Genomic DNA, 24,685 nt, shown 5'->3' with positions numbered 1-24,685 from the left:
CCACACTCCCTCTAAAAGAAAGTGTGGCGTATTTTATAGTGTGCTATACGTCTTTACTTACATTTCGACACCGGTTAGTGCAAGCGTGACGCGGCCTTTGATATTTCGTGTCGCTTCTTCCGTATTTTCAGCTTTTGCAATCGCTGAAATGACTGCAACTCCAGATGCACCTGCATGGATGACCTTGCTCGCTTTCCCCTCAGTGATACCGCCGATTCCCACGATGCACAAGCCAGGAAGATGCGAGACGATTTCTTTAACAAGTTCCGGTCCTACTGCAGCTCCGGCATTTTCTTTCGAATCAGTTTCAAATAATGGACCGACGCCGACATAATTCGCTCCTGCGTCTGATGCGGTTAATGCTTCATTCACCGAATGTGTTGAAACACCGAGAATTTTGTCTGGGCCGATTTTTGAACGCACTTCTGAAACGACCCCGTCTTCCTGTCCGATATGAACGCCGTCCGCATCTATTTCGAGCGCTAAATCCACATCGTCATTGATAATGAATGGCACCTTGTATTCATCACAAAGCGCTTTACATTTCGCGGCTAACTCTTTCAATTCAGCACCGACGAGCGCGCCCTCTCCTTTTTCACGGAGTTGGAAAGCGGTTATGCCGCCTTTTAACGCCCCTTCGAGTACAGTTAGCGGATCTCTATCGCCTATGTTTGGTGTTCCCATTATAAAGTATAATTGTAGTTTGCTTTTATCCAATAATCGCAACCCCTTCTATATGTTTCTTGTTTTTCATGCGACGGCCATACGCCCAATGATTCGTTGGCCCATGACCGCCGCCGATAGTCAGACCATCTTCAATTGCCGCATGGATAAAATGCTTTGCAGAAACGACCGCATCTTCGAGTTTTTCTCCATTCGCTAGAAATGCCGTTAAAGCAGCTGCGTATGTGCATCCCGTTCCATGCGTGTCTTTAGTATTTACCCAAGAAGAGCGAACTGAAAACTTATTGCCTATTTCCGACATGAACACATCTTCAGCAAAAGATGCATTACGGCGATGGCCGCCCTTGATGACGACAGCCTTCGCGCCTAAGGCTAGTATATGCTTGGCCGCCTCTTCTATGTCTTTATCCGTTTCGATGGTCAACCCCGTCAAGATTTCAGCTTCCGGGATATTCGGCGTTACAATCGTCGCCAACGGTAGAAGTACGGACTTCAATGCCTCAACCGCTTCATCATGAAGCAAGGAAGCTCCGCCTTTGGCAATCATGACTGGATCGATAACGAGCGGAATCCCTTTTTCACGTATCGATTCAGCAACTGCATGTATAATCTCTGCTGAAAACAACATGCCTGTTTTTATAGCTTTCACTGTAAAATCATCTGTAACTGCTTTAATTTGTTCAGATATAATCTTTGGTTCTATTGCTTGAACCGCCGTCACGCCGTGTGTATTTTGCACCGTGATGGCTGTTATTGCTGATGTGCCGAACACGCCAAGTTCTTGAAAAGTCTTGATGTCCGCTTGAATTCCAGCGCCACCGCCACTATCCGAACCCGCGATTGTCATTGCTACATTCACCATATAGAAACACGCCCTTTATTAAAGTTAAAAAGCCGCCCCTGAAGACGATAGGAAGCGGCAACCATGAAAACAAAAGGCGCGGATGCCCACTTTCCTACGTCGGTATAATCCGAATCAGGTTCCAAGGGTCCGCGCATACTCGCACGTCTCAGCCTATATTAGGCACCCCTAGTGGTTATCAAACTATTCAGCTTTGATTCCACTATAACATACTTGAACGAAAATCCGAAATGGATATTGTGACGTGTTTTAGACTTTTAGGATTATGAAATATATTCTCTTGGTATTCGACTTCTAAATTTGCAAACCCTTTTTCACTTTTTATTAATCTATGATATAGTAGTTGTGAAAACTAATTGAATGATTTTGCCACTAGGGGTGTCTTTTTTAAAGACTGAGATGCATATGGATATGCGGACTCTTATTACCTGATCTGGTTCATGCCAGCGGAGGGAAGTGGGACTGCATATTATCACGTTTTTAATTCGAAACCGCAGGCCGCTTCCCGACTATCAGGAGGCGGCTTTTTCAATTCCAAAAATGAGTGAAGGCGGGAATCAATTGAAGAATCAAACCGAAAATCTCTTAACAAAACTACGTGCGGAGCAGCCACTAATTCACTGCATCACAAATATCGTGGTCGCGAATTTCCAAGCGAACGGCTTACTTGCGCTCGGCGCATCACCGGTGATGGCGGATGCAATTGAAGAAGCTGCGGAAATTGCGGCAGTGTCGTCTGCGACCGTATTAAATATCGGAACGTTAAAACGGGATACCGTGGAAGCAATGATTCTGGCTGGAAAAAGCGCCACAAAAAACGGCTCTCCTGTCGTACTTGATCCAGTTGGTGCCGGGGCTACTTCTTTCCGAAAAGACTGCGTTCGACAAATTTTGAATGAAGTCGATATAACGCTTATTCGATGCAATGCAGGCGAATTGGCAGCGATTGCGGGGGGTGTTTGGCAAGCAAAAGGAGTGGACGCGGGTGAAGGCGATGCCGATATCGAGGATATTGCGAAAGATGTCGCGCGTAAACATAATTGCGTCGTTGCCGTCTCTGGAACAGTCGATATCTTGACAGATGGTATTGAAATCATCAAAATAACAGGCGGTCATCCGCTTATGACACGCGTCACTGGCGTTGGATGCTTATTAAGCAGTGTCGTCGGTGCCTTTTTGGCGGTCGCCCGAGAAAATAAAATGGAAGGTGCCGCTACTGCATTGACTTTTTATAAACGCGCCGGTGAAAAAGCCGCGGAACTTGCTGAAGGACCTGGCGATTTTGCCGTCCATTTCTTGAACGCGCTTTATTCAGAGGAGGATATTGAAAAATGAGTACACGAAAAATAGCGATTATGACGATGTTTGTAGCGATAGCTGTCGCTGGATCAGCATTTGTTTCATTCCCCGCGGGTATCGCGCGGGCTTACCCAATTCAACATGCTGTCAATGTGCTGGCTGCGATTATGCTCGGACCGATTCCTGCACTTACGATTGCATTTGTGACGGGGCTCGTTCGCTTGTTAACCGGGACGGGATCGCTTCTTGCATTTCCGGGCGGCATGATTGGCGCTTATCTGGCGGGGGTGATGTACAAGCGGTTCGGAAAGACCGCGTTTGCCGGGATTGGCGAGGTAATCGGGACGGGCTTCATCGCCCCATTGTTTGCGGTTCCGTACGCAAAAATCTTGATGGGTACGACGGTCACGACCTTTTTCTTCGTCCCGCCGTTTCTCGTTTCTAGTTTCAGTGGAGCAGCGTTAGGATTGTTACTCGCTTCACGATTACAACATACACAGATCGGGAGAAAACTTGGAACGCTAGAGTAATATCAATAAGCCGCTTCAACGCTTAAGTTGCGGGAGCGGCCTCTTTTATGAATCATTCTCTTCAACTGAATTAACATTAAGCAGAAGCGTTTGTCAAAAACCGTTTCTTTAATTGCGTGGAGAATAGCTCGAGACCGATTGCGATTACTAGTATAAAGTACGTAATAAACCCAACTTCACGTAGATCGAAATAGAAACCGGAAGCCATTAACAATTCAAAACCGATGCCACCAGCACCCGCTGCAGCACCCATTGCTACCGCAACTGTAAAATTCGTTTCAAAGCGTAAAAATGACCAGGATAATAAGGAACTTGCAGTTGTAGGGATGACAGCATGCGTCACAATATGCCACCAATTTGCTCCGCTTGCACGCAATGCTTCGATTATTCCCTCGTCTACTTCCTCAAACGATTCAGAGAAGGCTTTCACCAAAAATGCAACCGAATGCAAGACCATTCCTAGTATGACCGCTTCGCTTCCAAGTCCTGCCGCAATCGCAAGAATCAATACCCACAACACAGTCGGTACAGCACGTATAAAAGTCACAACGACAATAATCGCGTTCGAAACCGTCTTTGTCGATAAATTTTTTGCAGCAAATAATGCAAGAAACAAAGAGAGGATTACCCCCAACAATGTCGAAAGAAAGCCAAGTCCCAATGTTATGCCTATTTGGCCAACCGCATCCAACAAAGTAAAATGACTAAAAGAGGGTTGCAAAAACATCACTTTCAAATTATATAACGTTTCGTTTGTCGCTTCTATTAGAGATATCCCTTTTAAGTCGAAGGTCCAAAATCCATAAACCGTTAATATAAAAAGTGATAGAAATGTAAGCAACATGACAATCTGCGACTTTCCCCAAACTTTAATTTTTATTTTTCCAGCGCTCGTCTTCTTTTTGAAATCATAGGTCAGATCATTACTCTTTATCGTCGTCATTATAAAATTACCCTCCTGACATAATTGGAAATGAGTTCAATTCCAATTACAACAACGACAATACTGATTGTGATCAAACTCACCACATTGTAGTTCATGCTTTTATAATATAAATCGAACATGAAGCCGATTCCCGTTCCTGTTAAAATCCCGACAAGCGTCGAACTTCTGATATTCGTTTCAATCATATATAAAATCCAACTAATCATTTGCGGCGAACATTCCGGCATGACCGCTTTCGCCACCATCTGAAAATAAGTAGCTCCCGATGCCCGTAAAGCTTCGACTGAACTACTACTCGTTTCATCAATCGTTTCAATAAAAGCACGTGTTAAAAATCCGAATGTGGCGAGAAATAAAGCAAAGTATCCTGTTAACGCATTTTGCCCGAATGACAAAAGCAGGATTAACGCCCATGCGACAATCGGAATGTTTCGATATACCGAAGCAATGATTCGGCTCAATGATGCGAAAAAGTTATTCACCTTCGTAGTTTGCGAACCCATTAATGCCAAGAACATCGCTACAACAGCGGCTGTTGTAGTGGAAGTAATCGACAGAAAAATAGTTTCTACTAATTTTTCTAAAACAGATGGAAATTTCTCTAAGGATTGCGCTGAAATATACAGGTTAGAAAACATCCAACCAATCGCTTTAGGCAAGGTTTGAATTCCATGCAAGAAATTGAAATTCGTTAACTTTGCAGATAAAAGCGTAATGCCAATAAGCGTGACAAAGAAAATTGTCAGTTGTTTTTTACTTTTCTTATAAGCATGAATCGTCATCGAAGGTTCCCTCCTATTCCATTATTAAACTTCCGGCTTCAGAACCATAAATTGCATGAATCGCCTTTGACGACAGCGCTTTTGACTCCCCGTCGTAAACAACACGACCACTATTCAATCCAATCACCCGGTCCGAGTATTTCCGGGCTACATCGACCTGATGAAGGTTGACAATACAGGTTATATTCATTTCCTTCGAAATGCTTTGTAAGTGATCCATAATTACTTTCGAAGCATTGGGATCTAACGAAGCAATCGGCTCATCACAAAGGAGCAACTTCGGGGATTGTATTAAAGCACGCGCAATACCGACACGTTGCTTTTGCCCCCCACTCAGTTGATCGCATCTTTTATAGGCGTGCTCGCTCATTCCTAACTTCTCAAGAAGATGAAACGCCTCCATTTTTTCATCTTCTGTAAACATTCCCAAGACACCTTGCAATGTCGATTTATGGCCAAATCTACCATGTAACACATTTTCAATGACTGTTAAACGAGAAACCAAGTTGTAATGTTGAAAAATCATGCCTATTTTCGTTCTATGTTTACGTAAACTTTTTTTATTTAACGACGACACATCGATTCCATCGAAGTGGATATCCCCTTCAGAAATATTAATCATTCGATTAATGCAACGAAGAAATGTTGATTTACCTGCACCAGATGGGCCAATAATCGATACAAACTCACCTTCAAATATTTCCATGTTAATATCTGATAAAACATTCTTCCCTTTTTCATAATGCTTAGAGACATCTTTAACATGTAATAAGGCCACCTGAAAAACTCCTTGCATCAATTTTTTTATCGGAAAGCATGTGCCTCATCATCGGCACATGCCCGCTCAGTCTAGTCATGATCTTATTTTGATAGTTCGCGGATTGGATTAAACCATTCGTCATCTACAGAAACAAATCGCTCTTCCGCTTTTTTTGTGAAGAGACCTGAAACTTGGGAATCCGCAGGAACAAAGATACTTTCGTTATTTGCAATCTCATCTGAAATTAAAGCGTCTTGAATTTTCTTGAAATCGTCCTCGCTTAACACCTCTGTGTTCGCAACAAACGGCGCATTTAAAACAGGTGTCACGTTAATCAATGTGAATTCTTCACCGTACAAATTATTAAATGGTTCTGCAGCATCATCTTTCACTCTGTAAATTGCGCCTTTTTTGTTCGCTTCACCTTCTGCAACTTCTACATAATTCCCAACACATGTATCACAGAATGCAGCAACGTCAGCACGGCCATTTAAAAGGTTTACAGCAGAACCCTGGTGCGAATCACCGTATAACACATCTTTGAAGAATGTTCCGCCCTCCATCAAATCCTCTTGCGTCAATTCTTTCCATTTATCTTGTGTTGAAAAATAAGAAACGATATCAGTTGAAGGAACTTTAAACCCTGACGTTGAACTGCTTGATACGAACGAGAAATCGGAATCGACAATATGATCTATTGAATAGTCACCATCTACTTTATAGTTCTCTGCATCTGCCTTTTTCACAGCCAACCAGCTATAGTAAACTGCATCATCAATTGTGCCTGATGCGCCACTTGGAACAACAATCGGCTTGATCTTATCATTCTTGTTACTTGCCTCGATATATCCCTGCGCCCCCATGAATGCAAGCTGTGCGTTTCCATTAGCGATTGTTTCAATAGCAACGGCATAGTCAGTCGTCAGCTTATGGTCGACCTTTTTTCCAGTTACCTCTTCAACTACCTCACCAATTGCATCACGTGCCGCTTTTAAATCATTGCCTGATTCATTTGGATACCAAACCATTACCAACTCATCTGAATTTGATGCAGATCCTGTGGAACAAGCTGCTAAAACCGACGCTATAACGATAAGTGTTAAGAAAGACAAAATTTGTTTTTTCATTTTTGCTCCTTTTTAATAGATAGTTTTTTTGCTAATGTCCTCATATATTGTAAGAGTTTGTAAGGACTAATTCGAAGAGTTGAGTCGGGCTTAACTGCTCTCCAATTTCAACTTGGCATCCATATCGACCATGAAAATCACTGCCGCCAGTCTGAAATAATGAATACTCATTTGCATATTGCGCAACTCTCTTCCTGTCTTCTGCTGTATGAGCGATGTGATTGCTTTCGATTCCGTCGAGTCCATTTTTCACAAGTTCAGGAATCAGGTCATATGAATCCAGTTGTCCAGGATGCGCCAAAACTGCATAGCCGTTATCTGCCTTGATTGCCCTGACAGCTGAAATGGCATCTACGTATTCAATATCTCTTGCACAAATTCCATTTCCTTTAAAAAGTTTCTTATACAGTTTCTTGTAGTAGTGCGTGTTAAATGGCTCATCAACTAAAGCCTCCATAATATGTTGTTTGTAAATAACACCTGACGTCATTGCTTTTTTTGCAACTTCTATAAATTCAATATCAAAATAATTCTTTTGCAATTGATGAATTTGCCACAAGGAATTCTCATGTCTTCTTGATAACAATGGATTACAAAGTCTTTTTATTTGGGTTGCTTCCTTATCAAAGGCATAGCCTAGAATATGCACTTTACGGTTCCTTGAAAAATCATAAGCCGATATCTCAATACCAGGGATCACTGTAATTCCATATTTTTTACCTGCAATTTGTGCCGGTTCGATCCCACGAACTGTGTCATGATCGACTAAACTGACATGAGTTAGGCCTTTCTTTGAAGCCATTTGAAGTAGCTCCTCCACAGAGAAAGAACCATCAGAGTAATTGGAATGAATATGTAAATCTGCCTTCATCAGTAAAACCTCCTTTTTAAACAACGATTTTCTTCTGCAAGTCATAGACTTTATCGCATAAGCCATCCATAAATTCTAAATCATGAAAGATGCCAATTAATGTTGTGCCACCAATTTTCAAGCGTTCAATAATTTCTCTGACTCTCAATTTAGAAGCATCATCCAAGCTCGCTGTCGGTTCATCCAATAGAAGGAGTCGAGGTTTTTTTACAATGGCACAGGAGATATTCAATCGTAACTTTTGCCCTCCTGAAAACGTATTTGGATAACTGTCCCATAACTCGGGATCCAGTTCGAAATGAGTCAACGCATCTTCTGCGGCTTGCCTTGCTTCATCTTTGGGCCGTCCCATTTCAATAACCGCTTGTTCTACAAGTTCGCGGGCAGTCGTTCGTGGCATTACGTTCAAGAATTGTGACACATAGCCAATTTCATGTTGGCGTAAATACAAAACTTCCCTTTCTGAAAGCTTTGCCAAATCCACCAATCCGAACTTCTCAGAGTTGTAGAGTATTGAACCTTTTTCCGGTAAGTACGTTCGGTAAATGCTTTTTAACACGGTCGATTTTCCACTGCCACTCTTCCCTACAATTCCGATAAATTCACCTTCTTCCAGTGAAAAGTTGATTGTTTCAATTGCTGTCATTTTTTTAGTTAAATGATGAATTATAAAGGATTTACTTAAATCTTTAACTTCGAGTAATCGCGACATGATACCCTACCTTTCATCGTATAATTTAATAAATTCTGCAATGTTCAGCTGGAAGTCATCTATTCTATTTTTAATTGTTTCAAAGGACCAATCCCACCAACTGATGCGACGAAGCGCTTCAATCTCGTCATCTGAAAATCGGTATTTAATAACTTTCGCAGGAACACCGACAACAATCGCATAAGGCGGAACATCTTTTGTCACAACGGCTCCACTTCCAACGATTGCCCCAATGCCAATTGAAATACCTGGCTGAATAATGGCACCATGACCGATCCAAGCGTCATGACCGATGTATGTGGTTCGGCTTTCACGTTCACCTAAATACTGTTCATCATCCCGATCACCAAATCCATACATGGCCTTACGGTAAGTAAAATGGTGAAGGGATGGCCTTTTATAAGGATGATCTGTTGGTCCTATTCGAGTCTTTGCAGCGATATTGACAAACTTTCCGATTTTCGAATTTTGTATGAAACAGAACTGCCCCGTGTATGAATAATCATCTAACGTGGCATTTTCGATGAAATTGTACAGTCCGATTTCTGTAAATGCACCAAGTTGAGTGTTTTTCAGTTCAACATTGTCATGAATATAAGGCTTCTCGGTTAAATGAAGTTCCTTTGTTTGCATCGACGCGGTACACCGTCCTTGTAATTAGTTTTCCATCCACTATTGATGTCGTAACCATCGGATATCCATCGTCCATTTTTTCAATAATAATGATATCTGCCTTTTTCCCTTCTTTAATGGACCCAATATCCTCATCCATTTGAACAGCTTTTGCGGGATTCAGTGTAACGAGCTGGAACATTTCATGTAGGTCCTGTCCGTATTCTTCATTTAATTTGAAAATAGAATGAAGCAATGCAGCCGGATAATAATCGCTACATAAAATATCAATTGTCCGTTTCTGAATAGCCTCTGCTGCCGATAAGTTTCCAGAGTGAGAACCTCCAAGCAACACATTCGGGGCTCCTGCAATCGTCCATAAACCCATTTCATTGGCTTTTTTCGCAACTTCTAACGTCGTTGGAAACTCACTAATCGTTGTACCGAAACTTTTTACGAGCGATAACTTTTCTATGTCATCGTCATCATGCGACGCAATCGCAATCTTGTTATCTAGCGCGATTCGAGAAATCTCCTTGATTTGTTCGAGTGTGATTTTTTCTGTGTTCACGTTACCCGCAATGATTTTGTCCAACTCTTCATCAGATAGTTCATTGAATCCCTGTAATGTCTTACGATAGATTTCCAAGTCTCGGTATTGTCCTTGTCCCGGTGTATGATCCATGAAGGATATCAAGTGAACTTTTCCTTCTGCAACGTTTTTGGTGAAACGCTCTACCTCATTAATATTGTCGATTTCAAAGCGGGCGTGAGTACGATTCCTGATTAAATGCTCACTCGTCGATGTGTCATTAATGGCATCGATAAGTCGATTCACGTTTTCTGGACTGCGTATCGGTTTAGGTGCAAATCCATTGCCCTTATAAATCGAGAGGGAGTGAAACATTGTTGTAATCCCATGGCTCACTAAGATTCGTTCAGCTTCCCGAATACCCATTTTAAAATCCATTAAGCAAGTCGGTCTCGGGGAAATAATTCCTTCGATATAATCCGAATGGATGTCTACGAATCCCGGTGAGATATATCCGCCTTGTGCATCGATTAGCGAATAGCCACTGTACATGGCAATATCCTTCGCCGGGATAATTTCTTGGATTCGGTCATTACTAATCACGACTGCATGGTTTTCAAGTATCTGTTCTTCCATAATAATTTGGCCATTTATCAGAATGTACACAGAAGCACTCCTTTAAATTAATGAATAAACTAGCTGTTGCGTATACGCATGCTGTGGATCTTCCAATATTTGATCAGTTAACCCTTGTTCAATAATTTCTCCGTTAAGCATGACAATGGTACGGTTTGCCAACATCCGAATAACTGCTAGATCATGTGATACAACAAGCATGCTTATTCCAAGTTCTCTTTGAATTCTTTTAATCAGATCAAGAACACTTGCCTGTACCGATAAATCTAAACCTGTTGTAACTTCATCCAAAAATAAAATCGGCGGATTATTGGACAGCGCTTTTGCAATCTGAACACGTTGCTGCATCCCGCCCGAAAACTTCTTTGGTTCATCTTTCATACGGGCTATAGGAATATGAACATGTTCAAGTAATTCTTTGCTTCTTTCTTCCATGCGTTTTACTCTACGGTCCCCAGCTGCAATAAGCTTTTCAGCAATATTTCCAACAGATGAAAAATCCATTTTTAATCCAAGTATTGGATTTTGGTACACCATCCCAAGGATATAATTTCGAATAAATCGGTGTTGTTGAGATGACTCTTCAAAAATATTCGTTTGCCCACCTTGATACGAACGAATAAAGGCTTTCCCGTCTGTTACAGCTTCATCGAAATACAGGCACTTCATCAGCGTCGACTTTCCGCTTCCGCTTTCTCCGACGATACCCAGTATTTCGCCCTCATGTAAATCGAATGAAATATTACGGCAAGCATAAACGGTTTGGCACTTAGGGCAATGGTTCTTCTCGATGATTCTATTCGCCGGATCCGCACAGTCGGCGCAACCTGGTCCGTACTGTTTCTTCAAATTCCTTACTTGTAAGATTGGTTTATCGTGCATGTGCGACCTCCACTTCTGCAGTAATCCCGTCTTCGTTCAACATGGATAGACAATAGCTAGTATCATTGCATTGATATTCAGTGCTGCCTGTTTCCTGATTTACCAATTCATCAAGAAATACATTCGTTGCAGAACACAATCGACATTGTTTACCATCAAACGTTTCGACTTCGAATGGGTAGTCTTCAAATGCAAGCGACACAACATTTGTGTAGGGAGGAATCGCATAGATTTTCTTTTCCCTACCAGCGCCAAACAAGATCAAAGCTTCCGATTGATGAATTTTCGAATTATCGAATCGCGGAATTGGACTAGGCGCCATAACATATCGGTCATGTACAAGTACAGGATGATCTGCATCCGTGGCTGTTTTTCCATACTTCATAATTTGTTCAAACAACATGAGCCATGCACCGCTGTAATCATTTTCAGCATGAAGTTTTTTCGTCTTGAATTCACTCGGTTCAACCCAGCGCAAAGGTTCAGGAATTGGAACTTGTAACACCATAATTTGCTCTTCCGTCAAAGGAACTTCTGGAATACGGTGTCGAGACTGAATGATTGTCGCCTCGCTTGTTTCGATTGTCGTTTTAACGCCAGTTGTTTTATTGACAAGTTTCTTTATGTTAACCGCATTGACCGATTCATCGGATCCTTGATCAATCACTTTTAAGACATCTTGTTTTCCGATTATCGATAATGTGATTTGAAGGCCGCCAGTCCCCCAACCGCGAGCAATGGGCATCTCTCTTGAAGCGAATGGCACTTGATAGCCTGGAATGGCTACCCCTTTTAAAATAGCTCTTCGTATTTCTTTTTTGGAACCTTCATCAAATAAAGCGAAGTGTGTTTGCAACTGCATTATTTTTCAGACTCCTTTTTTATTTTTCGCATGCTATCGAGCTTGGATTGAAATGTCACGTAATGCGGCAATTTCAAATGTGAGATAAAACCGCTAGACTCTACCGAATCTATGTGGAGCAGTACGAATTCTTCATCCTGTGTTGGATATTCTTTCTTCCCAACTTCTAAACTATGATCTAAAATGCTTATCGCAATGGCTTTCGTTTCGTTTTGTCCATAACAAATGCCATAGCCGATTTCAAATTCCATTTCTTCTGTATTGTTCTCGTTTTGAACAGAAACCGGTACAAACGATTCCACTTCTGTCACTTTGATTTCACCGATATAATAATCATTTTCTTCATCATCCGATTGTTCGGTTGGATGGCTAATCCAAAGCGGCAACTTGCCTACACGTAACTCCCCGACTGTTGGATGGACTTGACCGAATCCTCTAATGGCCGCATACCCTAGCGATGTAACAGCACCGGTTTGTCCTCTCGTCAACACCTGCAATCGCTCACTGCGTGTCGTCGGGAACTGAAGACTCTGTTTTGTTACGTCTATCGGTTCCGTGTTGTCGTCTTCAATTTGAGAAAACAACTTTTCCCCACGAAGATACTCAACAACTTTTGGTAGTGTGGTTAAGTCGGGATTAGTTGTTGTTTCAATTTCCTCGCTCAAAAATTGCGACACCCACTCTTTCATCCCTGCTTTTGATTCTCCAATCAAATCAAAGTCCATTAATCGATGCGTATAATCATAGGAAGCCCCTAATATTTGTCCTCCCGGGATATCCTTGAAACTCGCTGATATTCTCCGTTCGACAGCCATTGTATTTGTCTCGACAACCCGTGTATAATAAGTCCTCGGCAAAGTTGAACGATGAGCTCGCAACAAAAATACGGCTTCTTCCACATTGCCTTCCGACTGTTTAATCGCAATTGCTGCCAAAAACTCCGAGTATAGGCTACTTTCAGACATGACTTGGTCAACCATTCCACGCATAGTCGCCGTAATCGTTTCGAGTTCCAATAGTTCATTCGCATGGATGCGTTCATAAGTCAGGCGCTTAATCGACTCCTCTATCGCTTCAGCGCCGCCCTTTACAGCTACATAAGCCATTAGTACACCTCGCGCTTGTGAATAATCGTCGTTCTAGGCAGGCACATGATATTGCTTTTTCGATCGATTAAGATGATGTCTACGCCAAGCGGATATTCTTTCATGGCTTCCGCTCTTTCAGCTATCCAAAACTCACTATCAACTATTTCAGCGTTTTGCGTATGCGCAATTCCTGGACCCTCTAACGTAAGCTGATTTCCATTTGACAACCTATCTGTTTCAATTAGAATGGTTGCGGACTGCTGCGGATTCGTTAATGTGCCTTTTTTCGCCTCTTTAAAAACTTCTTTTATCATTTGTTTTTTAGCATCTTTCATAATGAAGATATAATCTGCTGCTTGAAGATCTACAACTTTTGAATAGGTAAAGGATGAAAGAAATTCTTCAATCAGATCAGCTTGTTCGCCAACGACATGAAAACGCGTCTCCGCATCCAACAATGTGATTGCACTAACGAAAATTGAATGCTGGCAATATTCGTGTTGTCCAATCGGTCTTCCAATTTCCTCAATATTTTTTATCGTTCCGGGTCTTGACATGCAATGAAGGAAAGTACGAAAAACTTCTTGTGTATCGTGTACTAAGTCAATGGCCATGATCTCACTCCTAGTTTGAATTTAAGTTTCATCATTCGACATCCATCATTTCAAAATCAACTTTCGTTTTTAAAATTGCTCTTTCTCTAGTCGTTTTATTTTCACGAATTCGTCTTTCTTCTTCTTCAAAAAGTAACGTCCAATTTTTAGTTTCCTTTAACGCGCCTTGGTATGCTGCATCAATCACTGCCAACTCATAGGAAAGTTCTTCTTCATTGCCCACCACGATGCCAATTCCTATTTTATTGTTGATTTGCACCTTTGTTTCAGTCACTAACACTTCACCAAGATAAAAAAGTGAATTTTTGGCTGTCTCCCTCAACTTGATCATTGTTAACGCATGTTGCGGTTCTGACAAAATTCGAACAGCATAGTTACGTTCAATTTCACGAGCTAAGTCTTTTGCAAAACTAGGTGAGCCGTCGATTAGAATTGCCGTTCGTCTGCGTCGATTCATCATCTCACTCCTTTACAACACAAGCTTATCTTGTTGCCAAGTTGCGTGGTGTTAAGGGTTTGTAAAAAAGATTGTTAAAGGAATGTAAAGATAGAGAAACAAAAAACCTTATCCAAGGATAAGGTTTTTACTTGTTTAGTCTTCCGCAATGACATATGTAAATAAGTCGCTACGATAAATAATTTTTGTATAGCCCAGAACCCTATTTTGATTGGCTTCAATGCAATCACTTTCAACAACCAATAACGGTACCAGTGCAGCACACTCGAATAGCGCACGTTCCACACTCGTTGGAAATGAAATACTTACACAACCTTTATTGCTTGAAAAATCCGTATAGCCTTGATCGGCATAATAAGAGAACATTGATTGAATATTGTCGCCATCTCGCTCAATTCTCGGGAAAACAGATTTTGAAACATATGAAATATGTAGAGCAGTGGGTTGTGAGTCAACAATATGAAGACGTGAAATCTTAATCACTTCATCATCCTGCCCTACTTGTAGTTTGGAATAGATTTTTTCATCATAAGGAACTTTTACATACCCGAGATTCTGTGTTTCCAAATCATGTCCCGCATGTTTCATTGCCTCGGTAAAACTTTTACTTCCTGTAAGATTCAATTCTAACTGATGCTTTTTAGGCTTCAAAAACCGACCTTTTCCCTGCTTTGAATAAATGTAACCCATATCTTCCAATTTTAATAATGCGTTTCTCACATTGATCCGAGGCATATTATAATAAATTGCCAATTCATTTTCCGAGGGTAGCCGATCATTTTCTTTATACTTTCCTTCGATAATCAATTGAAGTAAATCATCTATAATTTTCGAATCATTTTGAGCAAGCATTTTTTCACCCTTTTCAGCTAGTGTTTATTTTTATTTCGTCTCTGAGGTCGTCTTTTTCATCTCATCAAAGCTATTTAAAGTAGTGCAGGAGACGTCTGCACCCTTTCATTCCGTCAAAATTCATCGATACAAACTTCATATGATCATCCCAACTTTCTCAATATTTTTTCCGAATTAAGAGCATGTCCCATTAGTTATAGGTAGCAACTCTTTTTAATTTCTATTACTACTGTTTCTTAACTATATCTACACAGTGTTAAAGAAGTGTTAATGCAATGTAAAATAATTGTAAATTTACATAAAGTTGGCGAGAGTGTTAAACCATGGTTTTTAGAAACACTTGAGGCCGCTCCGGCAATTTATTTACCGGGCGGCTATTCTTTTTAATGATTTTTATAATAAAGAGCGTCAATCCCAAATTCGTTCTACAGAAACTTCTCCAGTATGAAATGTTATACGATAGACATCAGGATTTGTGAGATCCCGCCATTCTTCAAAACCAAACCTCTTATCAAAACATCTTAACAATAATGTCATCAGATTTCCGTGCGTCACAATGACCGTACGAGAGCCAACTTCCAATTCTTTCACGACTTTATAGGCGCGAGTCATTGCTTCTATCGAAGACTCGCCGCCTTTATATTTTAAATGGACATCCGAAAAACTGTCTCTTAATTTTCCTATCCAGTCTTTTTCATCTTGTGAGCTAAGCACGCGCTCGGTCAAATCACTATTTTGTTCAATACACAGTCCTTTCGATTCGGCAATCGGCATTGCCGTGCACCTAGCGCGAACGAAGGGACTTGATATGATTCTATCTATCTCGACATCACCGAAAAACGACACTAGTTTCTCAGCTTGCACCTTTCCTTCTGGCGTCAATTTCGCATGCGGACACTGCCCTTCAGCCTCGCAGTGACGCACGAGATATAATACTTTTTCCATAACCAACACCTCACTCTACTTTCCCCCGGAAACCAGTAATGGAAACATTTTCATTTGGATAAAAAACAGCGCTTACATTTTTTTAGACGCTGCTTTATAATCATCCTGTGTATTCAGTACACTCAAAACGGATAGGCATGAACTATATTCCCTTTTCGACCGGTTGTGGTTACAGCTTGCGACAAAGAATTTAATATCGCTTCTTCGGTAACTTCAGTGGCCGCAAGGAAAAGATCATTCATAATCGCGTGATCTTCTCTTAATTGAAAACTGCTTTCGACACTTCCCGTGGAGGTATGCTTTATTTTACGTGCTGTCGAAAAAGCAATGACAATGTCTCCACTTCCATTGCTGAAGTGGCTGCCGGTCTTGCCAAGCCCGATACCGCACCTTTTCGCTATTCTTCGCAACTGCCTGCTATCGACTGGAGCATCGGTAGCCAAAATAATCATGATTGACCCGTCTGCTGATTGGGGATAAGCCGGAACTTCTGATTCATCATCCAACTTATACTTTTCAATCTGAAAGTCCTCTTTTTCGCCGAAATTACTTAGAACGAGACAACCAATTGTATAATTATTCTTCGACCTATCATCTTTAACAACTCTAGATGAAGTACCAATCCCGCCTTTATAGCCGAAACAAATCATCCCTTTTCCAGCGCCGACCGCACCTTCCAATGAAGAATCAGTAGTTGCTGCTTTAATTGCAGCTATAGCGTCTTTTGGTTGAACCGAAAGCGCGCGTATCGCGTTCAATCGACTGTCATTGCACTCCCCGACAACAATATTAATTGTCCCAGTCGCGTCGCCAATTTCAGGGGTTTCTTCCAACATATATTGAAGCGTCCCATGAGTCACCGCGGGAACTCCAAATGTATTCGTTAACATAATCGGCGATTCAATGAGACCTAATTCTTCTAATTGGACAAGCCCCGTTGTTTTACCAAAACCATTCAATACATAAGTCGCGCCGACAACTTTATTTCGGAATAAATTATCTCCGTGCGGCAAAATAGCTGTCACGCCAGTCGCGGCGTATTCCTCTCCATCCAAAGGTTTATCAATCGTGACATGCCCGACCTTCACACCTTCCACATCTGTAATACAGTTTTTCGCTCCAACAGAAAGCCGTCCAATCGTTATTCCACGCTCTCGAATCTTCTTCGGTTCATTCATCTTTATCCACTCCGATTAACAGTGTTTTTATGAGTATACCAATAAATAGACAAAAAACTCAGCAATATTGAAATTGCTGAGTTTTCGTGTGTGATTATCACTTATTCATTTGAGCAAGAAAATCGGCAAGTGGATCGATTTCTTCTTCAACTGGCGTAGGCTCGCTCTTTGTCACCTGGGTCCAGTCAAAATTATCTAAATCATCATCTATGTCACGATAATCATTCGTTACCGGTTCGACGGTGGCTGCTGTTTCTTCTTGAAGATACAAGGCTTCATCCACTTCTAATGCATTACTGTTAAGGGATGCAAAGAGGGCTGCCGTACGGTTCGGATCAGACAAGAGCTGATAGACAATGCTCCCGAGAAGCGCCTCGGAATGTTCGTGTTTCAACCAATCTCGTTGCGCTTTCGACAACCCTTTTGGCAGCGGAATGACAATGGCTTCTCGGTGTTTTAATAGAGAATCATTCACCCCATAAATCACAAACTCTGCAATTTTACTGGAGAAGTTTCTTCTTTCAACTTCTTTCAGTTTTTGCAATTCTCGTAATGTGTGATCTGATGTGTCGGAAGGAATTCGAAACGTAATGGGTTGACCCCTTTTTAATCCTTTTTCATTCATGCACAATCACCCTATTTAGTTTTAGCCGCTACTTTTTCTTCTGCTTTCGGTTGTGCTTTTTGATTCTTTTTAGCGAAATCTGTAATCAGTTTATAATAGGCATTCGCCATCATCCAAACACTCTCTTTTTCATCTTCAAAGAAATCGATGTTATAGCCGTCTAAGCTATTATTCAACGTCTTCAGGTAATCCTTAAGAACAATCGACCCTCCACCGATGAAATAGCAAATTTCAGTTTGTGAATTTCTTGCCCAAGTATTCCGCAAGTGACGGTATTGCTTTTTCGCTAAATCCAAGAGAATCCGGTCTACGATATCATGCACGTTTGTACGGCTACCTCTCACCATGATGTGATTGCGGTCATTCTTACGCGTGAGAATATCCACTACATCCGCCCGGCTATCCAACTCAACTTCATGTCGAGCATAGATTTCTTCGCGAATCGCATCAAGCGACTCCGATACGCCCAAGTTAAATCCTTGCGCCTTATCATCATCTACTTTGCGGTTTTTAATAACTGCTACATCTGTTGAAAGGCCGCCAATATCTTGAATCAGGATTTGTTTGTCGATCAATTCTTTATTGATAACATTCAAATCATTGTCCATGACAAGGTTTATAAACGCTGCGAATCCTTCCGGATAGACTTTAACTTCGTCAAATTTGATATTCACTTTAATTCCTTGATATTTAGGTGTCACTAAAAACTCTACTTGGTGAACAGAACCAAGCAATTGGGAACGATAACCAACGTCTTTCCCTTCTTTCACTTCTCTCAGCGGAAGTCCTGTTCCTAATGTGTAAGTAGCTTCGATGACATTATCTTTGCGTTTGAAAACTTCATTATTCTCTTCTCGAGCCGCGTCCAATGCCAGTGCCGCAAATAACATGACAAGCGTTTGATCTTCTTCAGACTTGTTGCTCCCTGGATCAAGTTCAGTAGAATTTCCGCTTTTCGCCGCCAAGTTTCCAACACGGTAAATCGAATTGTTGTCTTTTAGTGCAGGGGAGTGCAAACGAATATGAATTCCATCAACCGATTCTTGTTTATCTAATTCTTCGATTCCGATAACTGGACGATCTTCGATATCCTGTGCAATAACATTCGGGATGTTAAGTTCTGCTTCTAATTTTCCGAAAATAGCTTTTAGTGAATCATTTCCTACGTCAACTGCTGCAATGCGCGAATTTGTCAAAATAAAACATCCTCTCTATTAACCTAGATTACTATATAAACTTTATCGAACTTCTATTAGAAGGTCAATGACTAGCAAAGATTTAACACACAACTGTAATGTGTTCACATTGATGTATACAAGATTACAATATCGTACACACGCGTCACCTATTGATGTGTACAGGTTTGTATACTTGTATTCTTTATTGTGTACACTTGTATACATAATTGTAAACATGTAACTATTTTTGTAAACATCGTAAATAGGAGGTTTAGAGAACCATTCAGATCCCCTCTCCTCCCCCTATTTTTTGCAAATAAAAAAATCGGCGCCAAATTACGCCGACTCTTGGAAAAATTCATTATAGTCGATAAATATGCTTTGAAATTAACTATGAAAAAATGATTGATTTACATAGTAAAAACCCGTATTTTTTATAAATGTACTCAAAAACCGACCTCACAGCATGCATTCTGAGGTTAATCAACGGGTATAGGAGTCATAGAATACCTGATTACACTAAAATCGCTTATATTGGCTACTGTGGCTTCAGGAATAATAGGGACAAAGCTGACGAAAGATTGTGATAATAATCGAGGTAGAATTAGAGTATATGCTTCTAATATGATAGAATAGAATGACAATTACGAAAGCAGGGTGGGCGGTTGGTTACTTCCCTTAAAGGGGGGTGATGCCAATGATAACAACTTTTGAGTTATTCAGTTTGCTAATGCAACTTTCCGTTGTATGGCTGACGATTATAACCATATTGTTATCGGTATTCTTTTTCCAAATGAAAAAGAAATAACCGTCCCCCGTGACTAGGTTCGGACGGTTATTTCTACACCTAACGGACCAGCCGCTCTTCTTGCGGTTAGTAGTTGTGAAGCCGGATGTTAGCGCACCCGGTCTTTTTCATGTTATGCACTTCTACTATTATTATACGCTAGGGATTACAAAAAATCCAATATTCTAATTTCACGCAAAAAGTCTCTATCCCTATTAGGCGATAGAGATCAATTTAAAGAATTAAACGATGATTCTTTCCTTCGCTTTCGCCTCAATTCGACGTTTGTGTAAAATTGGTTCAGTATAGCCATTTGGCTGATCTATCCCCTGCAAGACTAAATCGCATGCAGCGGAAAATGCGACAGAGTCGGCGAAGTTAGGTGCCATCGGACGGTATAATGGATCATTGGCATTTTGTCCATCCACCACTTTTGCCATGCGTTTCATCGTTTCAATTACTTGCTCTTTTGAACAAACTCCGTGGTGCAGCCAGTTTGCGATATGCTGACTTGAAATCCGTAGTGTGGCGCGGTCTTCCATCAATCCAACATCATTTATATCTGGCACTTTCGAACAACCGACACCTTGGTCTATCCATCGCACGACATAACCTAAAATCCCTTGGGTATTGTTATCGAGTTCTTCTTGAATTTCTTCCGGAGACCAATTTGGCTTTTCGACTAACGGAATTTGTAGAATCTCATCTCTTAAATCCAACGAACTTTCGATTCCCTTTTGGACTTCCCCGACATCCACTTGATGGTAATGAAGCGCATGTAACGTTGCTGCCGTTGGAGAAGGCACCCACGCAGTATTCGCGCCAGCTTTTGGATGGGCAATTTTTTGTTCTAACATTGCAGACATTAAATCTGGCATCGCCCACATGCCTTTACCAATTTGTGCATGGCCAGGTAACCCGCTATCAATTCCAACAGCTACGTTCGATGTTTCATAAGCCTTTAACCAATTTGCTGTTTTCATCTCATTTTTAGGCATCATTACGCCTGCCACCATAGACGTGTGAATCTCATCACCCGTACGGTCTAAAAACCCTGTGTTAATGAATGCGATTCTTTCTTTCACTTCATTGATACACGCTTTTAAGTTCAGCGATGTACGCCGTTCTTCATCCATGAGGCCAATTTTCAATGTATTTCGCTTTAAATCCACGATATCTTCAATGCGGTCAAACAGCTTATTTGCAAAGGCCGCTTCTTTAGATCCATGCATTTTTGGTTTTACAATATAAATCGAACCGTGATTAGAGTTTTTAAATTCCGGATGAGATAAGTTAAGTTTAGCAATTAACGATGTCATGACCCCATCAAGAATCCCTTCCGGAACTTCTTCTCCTTCTTTATCCAATATTGCACTATTGGTCATTAAATGCCCTACGTTCCGAACGTACATTAGAGAACGGCCAGATAATGTAATCGTTTCACCATTTGGAGATGTATACGCGCGATCCGGGTTTAATGTACGTGTAATCGTTTTGCCACCCCGTTCAAAAGTAGCCGTCAGGTCCCCTTTCATTAAACCTAACCAGTTGCGATAGACACCTACTTTATCTTCCGCATCGACCGCAGCAATAGAATCTTCGCAATCCATAAGTGTTGAGAGTGCCGCTTCTAAATAAACGTCTTTTACACCCGCTGCATCGTCTTTACCAATCGGATGCGCACGATCAATTTGAATTTCAATATGCAGGCCGTTATTCACCAATAATATAGCTGTTGGTTCTTGGGGATTTCCTTGATACCCTACCAACTTCTCGGCATCTTTCAACCCTGCTTTATCCCCTCCCTTAAGTTTCGCTGACAATTTACCGTCAACAATTGCATATTTCTCCACATTCGTATGGGAAGCATCCGCTAATGCTGCATGTTCGTCTAAAAATTGGTTCGCAAAGGCGACTACTTTATTGCCGCGGACAGGATTGTATTTTCCGCCAATTTCTGCTCCATTATCCTCGCTAATTGCGTCTGTTCCGTAAAGCGCGTCGTAGAGGCTCCCCCAACGAGCATTTGCAGCGTTCAGCGCATAACGGGCATTGTCTACTGGTACAACTAACTGCGGCCCGGCTTGTATAGCGACTTCACTGTCTACATCGGTTGTCGACACTTTAAACTCTTCAACTTTTGGTTCAAGATAGCCGATTTCCATCAGAAAAGCTTTATACTTTTCAAAGTCAAAGGACTTTTGATGTTCTGTATGCCATCGACTAATCTGTTTTTGTAATTTATCGCGTTCCACTAATAATTGCTTATTTTCCGGTGATAGTTCATGAATCAGTGTGCTGAAATCTGACCAAAACTTTTTTTGATCGAGTCCGGTATTAGGTAACACCTCTGAATTAACGAATTCATAGAGTAATTGCGAAACTTGAAGATCGTTAACATCAACATAATTTGGCATCTTTTTATCCCCCTACATTATTTTACTTTCGACAATGTTAAAAACGTCTCTATATCCTTTTAGTAGGAATAGAGACGCTTTATTTATTGGTCATGCCTACCGATACAACGTTCACACTCATATACGACTGATTCAATTTTTTCGGTAAATTTCTCTCCGCATTCCGGGCATTCTTTCTCTACAGACATCTTAACGTTTTCTTTTCCTCTCATTATGATCTCCTCCAATTTTTATGAACTTCCACCCTTTTTAAGGGGTGGAAGTTTTATTATTTCCGATTAACGATTAAGCAAATTGCGCTTCTTCAGTAGAACCTTTCATAGCCGTTGTAGATGAAGTTCCACCTGAAATCACTTGCGATACTTCATCAAAGTAGCCAGTTCCGACTTCGCGCTGGTGCCTCGTTGCTGTATATCCTTTCGGTTCGCTCGCAAACTCAGCTTCTTGCAGTTTAGAATATGCGGCCATGCCGTTATTTTTATATTCATGCGCAAGTTCAAACATGCCGTGGTTCAACGAGTGGAATCCTGCAAGTGTTACGAACTGGAATTTGTAACCCATTTTCCCTAGTTCTCTTTGATAGTTTGCAATTTCCTCATCGGAAAGCGCTGCTTTCCAGTTGAATGATGGTGAACAGTTGTACGCTAACAGCTTACCTGGGAACTTTGCATGAATCGCATCCGCAAACTGTTGTGCTTCTTCTAGATTCGGTGTTGAGGTTTCACACCAGATAAGATCTGCATAAGGAGCGTAAGCTAACCCTCTTGCAATCGCTTGATCAATACCCGCTTTTGTACGGAAGAACCCTTCTGGTGTCCGTTCACCTGTGATAAATTCTTGATCCACTGGGTCGATATCACTTGTCACCATATCTGCAGCGTCGGCATCCGTTCTTGCGATGATGATTGTTGGTACACCCAACACGTCTGCCGCTAGACGAGCAGCCGTCAAGTTGCGTACAGCGTTTTGTGTCGGCAGTAATACTTTCCCGCCTAAATGACCGCATTTCTTTTCCGATGCGAGTTGATCTTCAAGGTGAACACCAGCCGCACCCGCTTCAATCATACTTTTCATGAGTTCAAAAACGTTCAATGGGCCGCCAAATCCCGCTTCCATGTCTGCTACAATCGGCGCAAACCAATCGAATCCGTCTTCTCTTCCTTCTGAATGATCGATTTGGTCAGCCCGTTGCAGTGCTTGGTTAATGCGCTCTACAACTTTCGGAACGCTATTAACTGGATATAAACTTTGATCGGGGTACATCTGACCTGCTAGATTCGCATCGGCTGCAACTTGCCAGCCACTTAAATAGATTGCTTGTAAACCGGCTTTCACTTGTTGAACAGCTTGGTTTCCAGTTAATGCACCGAGCGCATTGACAAAATCTTCTTCATGAATCGATTTATATAGACGCTCTGCTCCTTTTTTTGCAAGCGTATGTTCAATTTGAATAGAACCTCTAAGTTTTACGACATCCTCACCTGTGTATAATCTCTCAATGCCATTCCATCTACCATCATTTCTCCAGCTTTCTTCTAATTGTTTAGCTTGCTCTTCTCTGTTTAACATACAAATCATCCTCCAATATTTTTTATTTAAATAAACTGTTCCATAACAGTTGTTGTTGATATATACTACTATATAACAGAATTTTTAATCTGTCACAATGTTTTGATAGAATCGCATAATTGCCGACAGAACCGCTTATATCAGGATGAAAGAGTTGACGAGTGTTTAGCTTCTTAAAACTGAAGGAGGAATTAGTATGACGAATGAAGGATTACAACAGTTGGTCAGTTTAATGAAAGATTGGATTCCGTACGATGCTTCCATAGTTGTTGCCACTGATAACGCTTATTCGCAATACATTTCTGGCGCACATGATATTCGCATTCAAAAAGGACAAATGATAGAGAAAGGAAGTGTCGCTGAAACAGTTATCGAGAAAAAGTGTAAAGTAGAAAAACTCGTAGATGATTCAATTTTCGGAGTTGCCTACTACGGAATTGGCTATCCTATCCGTATAGAGGAGAAAGAAGGGGCATTAATTATTATTTTGCCTGCAACACATTCGTTTACTAAACAGCAACCGCTCACCTTTTTAACAGGGAGAAATGAGGACCTTTGGTGTCCAATTGCAATAGAAGAAGTTTCTCATATAGAGAGCTTGCAAAAAAAGACTTGGTTTTATACAAATAACGAGGGTTATCAATCAATCTATACGTTAAAAGATTTAACGCTTCAGCTTCCTACTAGTTTTATACGAATCCATAGATCCTATATCGTGAATATATCGCATATCATGGAAATTTCGCGTGACTTTGCTTCAAACATTCAAATTACATTAAAGGACGGAACTGTGTTGCCTGTCAGCCAAACGTATTCTGCAGACGTTCGTAAAAAACTCGGATTTTAAAAAATCGCAAACTCGCTTTCTTTTTAAATTT

The 24,685-nt window shown here is 41.1% G+C and carries 26 protein-coding genes and 2 riboswitches; of the genes, 3 read left to right on the top strand and 23 right to left on the bottom strand.

The window, feature by feature from the left end; genetic code table 11:
* Window positions 1-57 precede the first annotated feature (57 nt).
* Window positions 58-717: a thiamine phosphate synthase gene (thiE, locus tag G8782_RS08260; protein ID WP_172370473.1), complete on the bottom strand. Its 660-nt coding sequence runs from the start codon at window positions 715-717 to the stop codon at window positions 58-60.
* Window positions 710-1,546, bottom strand: a complete 837-nt coding sequence (gene thiD, locus G8782_RS08255) for a bifunctional hydroxymethylpyrimidine kinase/phosphomethylpyrimidine kinase (RefSeq protein ID WP_172370472.1) — start codon at window positions 1,544-1,546, stop codon at window positions 710-712. Before thiD ends, thiE begins: the two co-directional genes overlap by 8 nt.
* 74 nt (window positions 1,547-1,620) lie before the next feature.
* Window positions 1,621-1,726: riboswitch (TPP riboswitch) on the bottom strand.
* 184 nt (window positions 1,727-1,910) lie between these two features.
* Window positions 1,911-2,018: riboswitch (TPP riboswitch) on the top strand.
* On the opposite strand from thiD, the gene thiM reads away from it, so the two are divergent.
* A complete protein-coding gene (thiM, locus tag G8782_RS08250) occupies window positions 2,003-2,881 on the top strand; it encodes a hydroxyethylthiazole kinase (RefSeq protein ID WP_343035016.1) in 879 nt (292 codons plus the stop codon). It overlaps the preceding riboswitch by 16 nt.
* Window positions 2,878-3,375 (top strand): energy coupling factor transporter S component ThiW, encoded by a 498-nt coding sequence (gene thiW, locus G8782_RS08245; protein WP_172370471.1) that lies wholly within the window; start codon window positions 2,878-2,880, stop codon window positions 3,373-3,375. The genes thiM and thiW overlap by 4 nt, the downstream gene beginning before the upstream one ends.
* 76 nt (window positions 3,376-3,451) lie before the next feature.
* On the opposite strand, the gene G8782_RS08240 is transcribed toward thiW, so the two are convergent.
* From G8782_RS08240 to aceA, 21 genes are all read right to left on the bottom strand, one after another.
* Complete coding sequence (locus G8782_RS08240; RefSeq protein WP_172370470.1) at window positions 3,452-4,318, bottom strand: PhnE/PtxC family ABC transporter permease; 867 nt, start codon at window positions 4,316-4,318, stop codon at window positions 3,452-3,454.
* The gene (locus tag G8782_RS08235) at window positions 4,318-5,103 is read right to left on the bottom strand and encodes a PhnE/PtxC family ABC transporter permease (protein ID WP_172370469.1); all 786 of its coding nucleotides are present in this window, start codon (window positions 5,101-5,103) and stop codon (window positions 4,318-4,320) included. The genes G8782_RS08240 and G8782_RS08235 overlap by 1 nt, the downstream gene beginning before the upstream one ends.
* Before the next feature lie 13 nt (window positions 5,104-5,116).
* Window positions 5,117-5,881 carry a phosphonate ABC transporter ATP-binding protein gene (gene phnC, locus G8782_RS08230; protein ID WP_172370468.1) on the bottom strand — a complete coding sequence of 255 codons (765 nt, stop codon included), beginning with the start codon at window positions 5,879-5,881 and terminating at the stop codon, window positions 5,117-5,119.
* An 83-nt stretch (window positions 5,882-5,964) separates the two neighbouring features.
* Window positions 5,965-6,990: a PhnD/SsuA/transferrin family substrate-binding protein gene (locus G8782_RS08225; RefSeq protein ID WP_172370467.1), complete on the bottom strand. Its 1,026-nt coding sequence runs from the start codon at window positions 6,988-6,990 to the stop codon at window positions 5,965-5,967.
* Between the two features lie 40 nt (window positions 6,991-7,030).
* Complete coding sequence (locus G8782_RS08220; RefSeq protein ID WP_172370466.1) at window positions 7,031-7,861, bottom strand: PHP domain-containing protein; 831 nt, start codon at window positions 7,859-7,861, stop codon at window positions 7,031-7,033.
* Between the two features lie 16 nt (window positions 7,862-7,877).
* Entirely contained in the window at window positions 7,878-8,573 is a 696-nt protein-coding gene (locus G8782_RS08215; protein WP_172370465.1) for a phosphonate C-P lyase system protein PhnL, read from the bottom strand.
* 6 nt (window positions 8,574-8,579) lie between these two features.
* Complete coding sequence (locus G8782_RS08210; RefSeq protein ID WP_172370464.1) at window positions 8,580-9,206, bottom strand: LbetaH domain-containing protein; 627 nt, start codon at window positions 9,204-9,206, stop codon at window positions 8,580-8,582.
* Window positions 9,160-10,383 (bottom strand): phosphonate metabolism protein PhnM, encoded by a 1,224-nt coding sequence (gene phnM / locus G8782_RS08205; RefSeq protein ID WP_172370463.1) that lies wholly within the window; start codon window positions 10,381-10,383, stop codon window positions 9,160-9,162. Before phnM ends, G8782_RS08210 begins: the two co-directional genes overlap by 47 nt.
* 12 nt (window positions 10,384-10,395) lie before the next feature.
* Entirely contained in the window at window positions 10,396-11,235 is an 840-nt protein-coding gene (locus G8782_RS08200; RefSeq protein ID WP_172370462.1) for an ATP-binding cassette domain-containing protein, read from the bottom strand.
* Window positions 11,225-12,097, bottom strand: a complete 873-nt coding sequence (locus G8782_RS08195; protein ID WP_172370461.1) for an alpha-D-ribose 1-methylphosphonate 5-phosphate C-P-lyase PhnJ — start codon at window positions 12,095-12,097, stop codon at window positions 11,225-11,227. The genes G8782_RS08200 and G8782_RS08195 overlap by 11 nt, the downstream gene beginning before the upstream one ends.
* A complete protein-coding gene (locus G8782_RS08190; protein WP_172370460.1) occupies window positions 12,097-13,203 on the bottom strand; it encodes a carbon-phosphorus lyase complex subunit PhnI in 1,107 nt (368 codons plus the stop codon). Before G8782_RS08190 ends, G8782_RS08195 begins: the two co-directional genes overlap by 1 nt.
* Complete coding sequence (gene phnH / locus G8782_RS08185) at window positions 13,203-13,799, bottom strand: phosphonate C-P lyase system protein PhnH (protein WP_172370459.1); 597 nt, start codon at window positions 13,797-13,799, stop codon at window positions 13,203-13,205. The genes G8782_RS08190 and phnH overlap by 1 nt, the downstream gene beginning before the upstream one ends.
* 31 nt (window positions 13,800-13,830) lie before the next feature.
* On the bottom strand, window positions 13,831-14,256 hold the full coding sequence (gene phnG, locus G8782_RS08180; RefSeq protein WP_172370458.1) for a phosphonate C-P lyase system protein PhnG: 426 nt from the start codon (window positions 14,254-14,256) through the stop codon (window positions 13,831-13,833).
* 135 nt (window positions 14,257-14,391) lie between these two features.
* Entirely contained in the window at window positions 14,392-15,108 is a 717-nt protein-coding gene (locus tag G8782_RS08175; RefSeq protein ID WP_172370457.1) for a GntR family transcriptional regulator, read from the bottom strand.
* A gap of 408 nt (window positions 15,109-15,516) precedes the next feature.
* Window positions 15,517-16,053 carry a histidine phosphatase family protein gene (locus G8782_RS08170; RefSeq protein ID WP_172370456.1) on the bottom strand — a complete coding sequence of 179 codons (537 nt, stop codon included), beginning with the start codon at window positions 16,051-16,053 and terminating at the stop codon, window positions 15,517-15,519.
* Window positions 16,054-16,175: 122 nt separating this feature from the next.
* Complete coding sequence (locus G8782_RS08165; protein ID WP_172370455.1) at window positions 16,176-17,231, bottom strand: DmpA family aminopeptidase; 1,056 nt, start codon at window positions 17,229-17,231, stop codon at window positions 16,176-16,178.
* Between the two features lie 97 nt (window positions 17,232-17,328).
* Window positions 17,329-17,856 carry a hypothetical protein gene (locus G8782_RS08160; RefSeq protein WP_172370454.1) on the bottom strand — a complete coding sequence of 176 codons (528 nt, stop codon included), beginning with the start codon at window positions 17,854-17,856 and terminating at the stop codon, window positions 17,329-17,331.
* Window positions 17,857-17,867: 11 nt separating this feature from the next.
* The gene (locus G8782_RS08155) at window positions 17,868-19,052 is read right to left on the bottom strand and encodes a ParM/StbA family protein (protein WP_172370453.1); all 1,185 of its coding nucleotides are present in this window, start codon (window positions 19,050-19,052) and stop codon (window positions 17,868-17,870) included.
* Between the two features lie 1,011 nt (window positions 19,053-20,063).
* Window positions 20,064-22,238, bottom strand: coding sequence for a malate synthase G (locus G8782_RS08150; RefSeq protein WP_172370452.1), 2,175 nt, complete (start codon window positions 22,236-22,238; stop codon window positions 20,064-20,066).
* Between the two features lie 83 nt (window positions 22,239-22,321).
* Window positions 22,322-22,450 carry a YhfH family protein gene (locus G8782_RS08145; protein WP_172370451.1) on the bottom strand — a complete coding sequence of 43 codons (129 nt, stop codon included), beginning with the start codon at window positions 22,448-22,450 and terminating at the stop codon, window positions 22,322-22,324.
* A 73-nt stretch (window positions 22,451-22,523) separates the two neighbouring features.
* Complete coding sequence (gene aceA / locus G8782_RS08140; protein WP_172370450.1) at window positions 22,524-23,807, bottom strand: isocitrate lyase; 1,284 nt, start codon at window positions 23,805-23,807, stop codon at window positions 22,524-22,526.
* Between the two features lie 196 nt (window positions 23,808-24,003).
* Between aceA and G8782_RS08135 the strand changes: the two genes are divergently transcribed.
* Entirely contained in the window at window positions 24,004-24,654 is a 651-nt protein-coding gene (locus tag G8782_RS08135; RefSeq protein ID WP_172370449.1) for a LytTR family DNA-binding domain-containing protein, read from the top strand.
* Window positions 24,655-24,685: the final 31 nt, after the last annotated feature.

The organism is Sporosarcina jiandibaonis (assembly GCF_013184495.1).
Classification (GTDB): domain Bacteria; phylum Bacillota; class Bacilli; order Bacillales_A; family Planococcaceae; genus Sporosarcina; species Sporosarcina jiandibaonis.
The sequence above is the reverse complement of the archived record's forward strand: the minus strand, read 5'-3'. Positions and strand labels throughout refer to the sequence as shown.

Coding starts and splice junctions, on each gene's coding strand:
- aceA (WP_172370450.1), bottom strand. CDS start 23,807: ATGTTAAACAGAGAAGAGCAAGCTAAACAATTAGAAGAAAGCTGGAGA.
- G8782_RS08135 (WP_172370449.1), top strand. CDS start 24,004: ATGACGAATGAAGGATTACAACAGTTGGTCAGTTTAATGAAAGATTGG.
- G8782_RS08175 (WP_172370457.1), bottom strand. CDS start 15,108: ATGCTTGCTCAAAATGATTCGAAAATTATAGATGATTTACTTCAATTG.
- G8782_RS08210 (WP_172370464.1), bottom strand. CDS start 9,206: ATGCAAACAAAGGAACTTCATTTAACCGAGAAGCCTTATATTCATGAC.
- G8782_RS08145 (WP_172370451.1), bottom strand. CDS start 22,450: ATGAGAGGAAAAGAAAACGTTAAGATGTCTGTAGAGAAAGAATGCCCG.
- G8782_RS08160 (WP_172370454.1), bottom strand. CDS start 17,856: ATGAATGAAAAAGGATTAAAAAGGGGTCAACCCATTACGTTTCGAATT.
- G8782_RS08225 (WP_172370467.1), bottom strand. CDS start 6,990: ATGAAAAAACAAATTTTGTCTTTCTTAACACTTATCGTTATAGCGTCG.
- thiD (WP_172370472.1), bottom strand. CDS start 1,546: ATGGTGAATGTAGCAATGACAATCGCGGGTTCGGATAGTGGCGGTGGC.
- phnG (WP_172370458.1), bottom strand. CDS start 14,256: ATGAATCGACGCAGACGAACGGCAATTCTAATCGACGGCTCACCTAGT.
- thiW (WP_172370471.1), top strand. CDS start 2,878: ATGAGTACACGAAAAATAGCGATTATGACGATGTTTGTAGCGATAGCT.
- G8782_RS08220 (WP_172370466.1), bottom strand. CDS start 7,861: ATGAAGGCAGATTTACATATTCATTCCAATTACTCTGATGGTTCTTTC.
- G8782_RS08200 (WP_172370462.1), bottom strand. CDS start 11,235: ATGCACGATAAACCAATCTTACAAGTAAGGAATTTGAAGAAACAGTAC.
- G8782_RS08240 (WP_172370470.1), bottom strand. CDS start 4,318: ATGACGACGATAAAGAGTAATGATCTGACCTATGATTTCAAAAAGAAG.
- phnH (WP_172370459.1), bottom strand. CDS start 13,799: ATGGCCATTGACTTAGTACACGATACACAAGAAGTTTTTCGTACTTTC.
- G8782_RS08195 (WP_172370461.1), bottom strand. CDS start 12,097: ATGCAGTTGCAAACACACTTCGCTTTATTTGATGAAGGTTCCAAAAAA.
- G8782_RS08190 (WP_172370460.1), bottom strand. CDS start 13,203: ATGGCTTATGTAGCTGTAAAGGGCGGCGCTGAAGCGATAGAGGAGTCG.
- G8782_RS08165 (WP_172370455.1), bottom strand. CDS start 17,231: ATGAATGAACCGAAGAAGATTCGAGAGCGTGGAATAACGATTGGACGG.
- G8782_RS08170 (WP_172370456.1), bottom strand. CDS start 16,053: ATGGAAAAAGTATTATATCTCGTGCGTCACTGCGAGGCTGAAGGGCAG.
- G8782_RS08215 (WP_172370465.1), bottom strand. CDS start 8,573: ATGTCGCGATTACTCGAAGTTAAAGATTTAAGTAAATCCTTTATAATT.
- G8782_RS08235 (WP_172370469.1), bottom strand. CDS start 5,103: ATGACGATTCATGCTTATAAGAAAAGTAAAAAACAACTGACAATTTTC.
- G8782_RS08150 (WP_172370452.1), bottom strand. CDS start 22,238: ATGCCAAATTATGTTGATGTTAACGATCTTCAAGTTTCGCAATTACTC.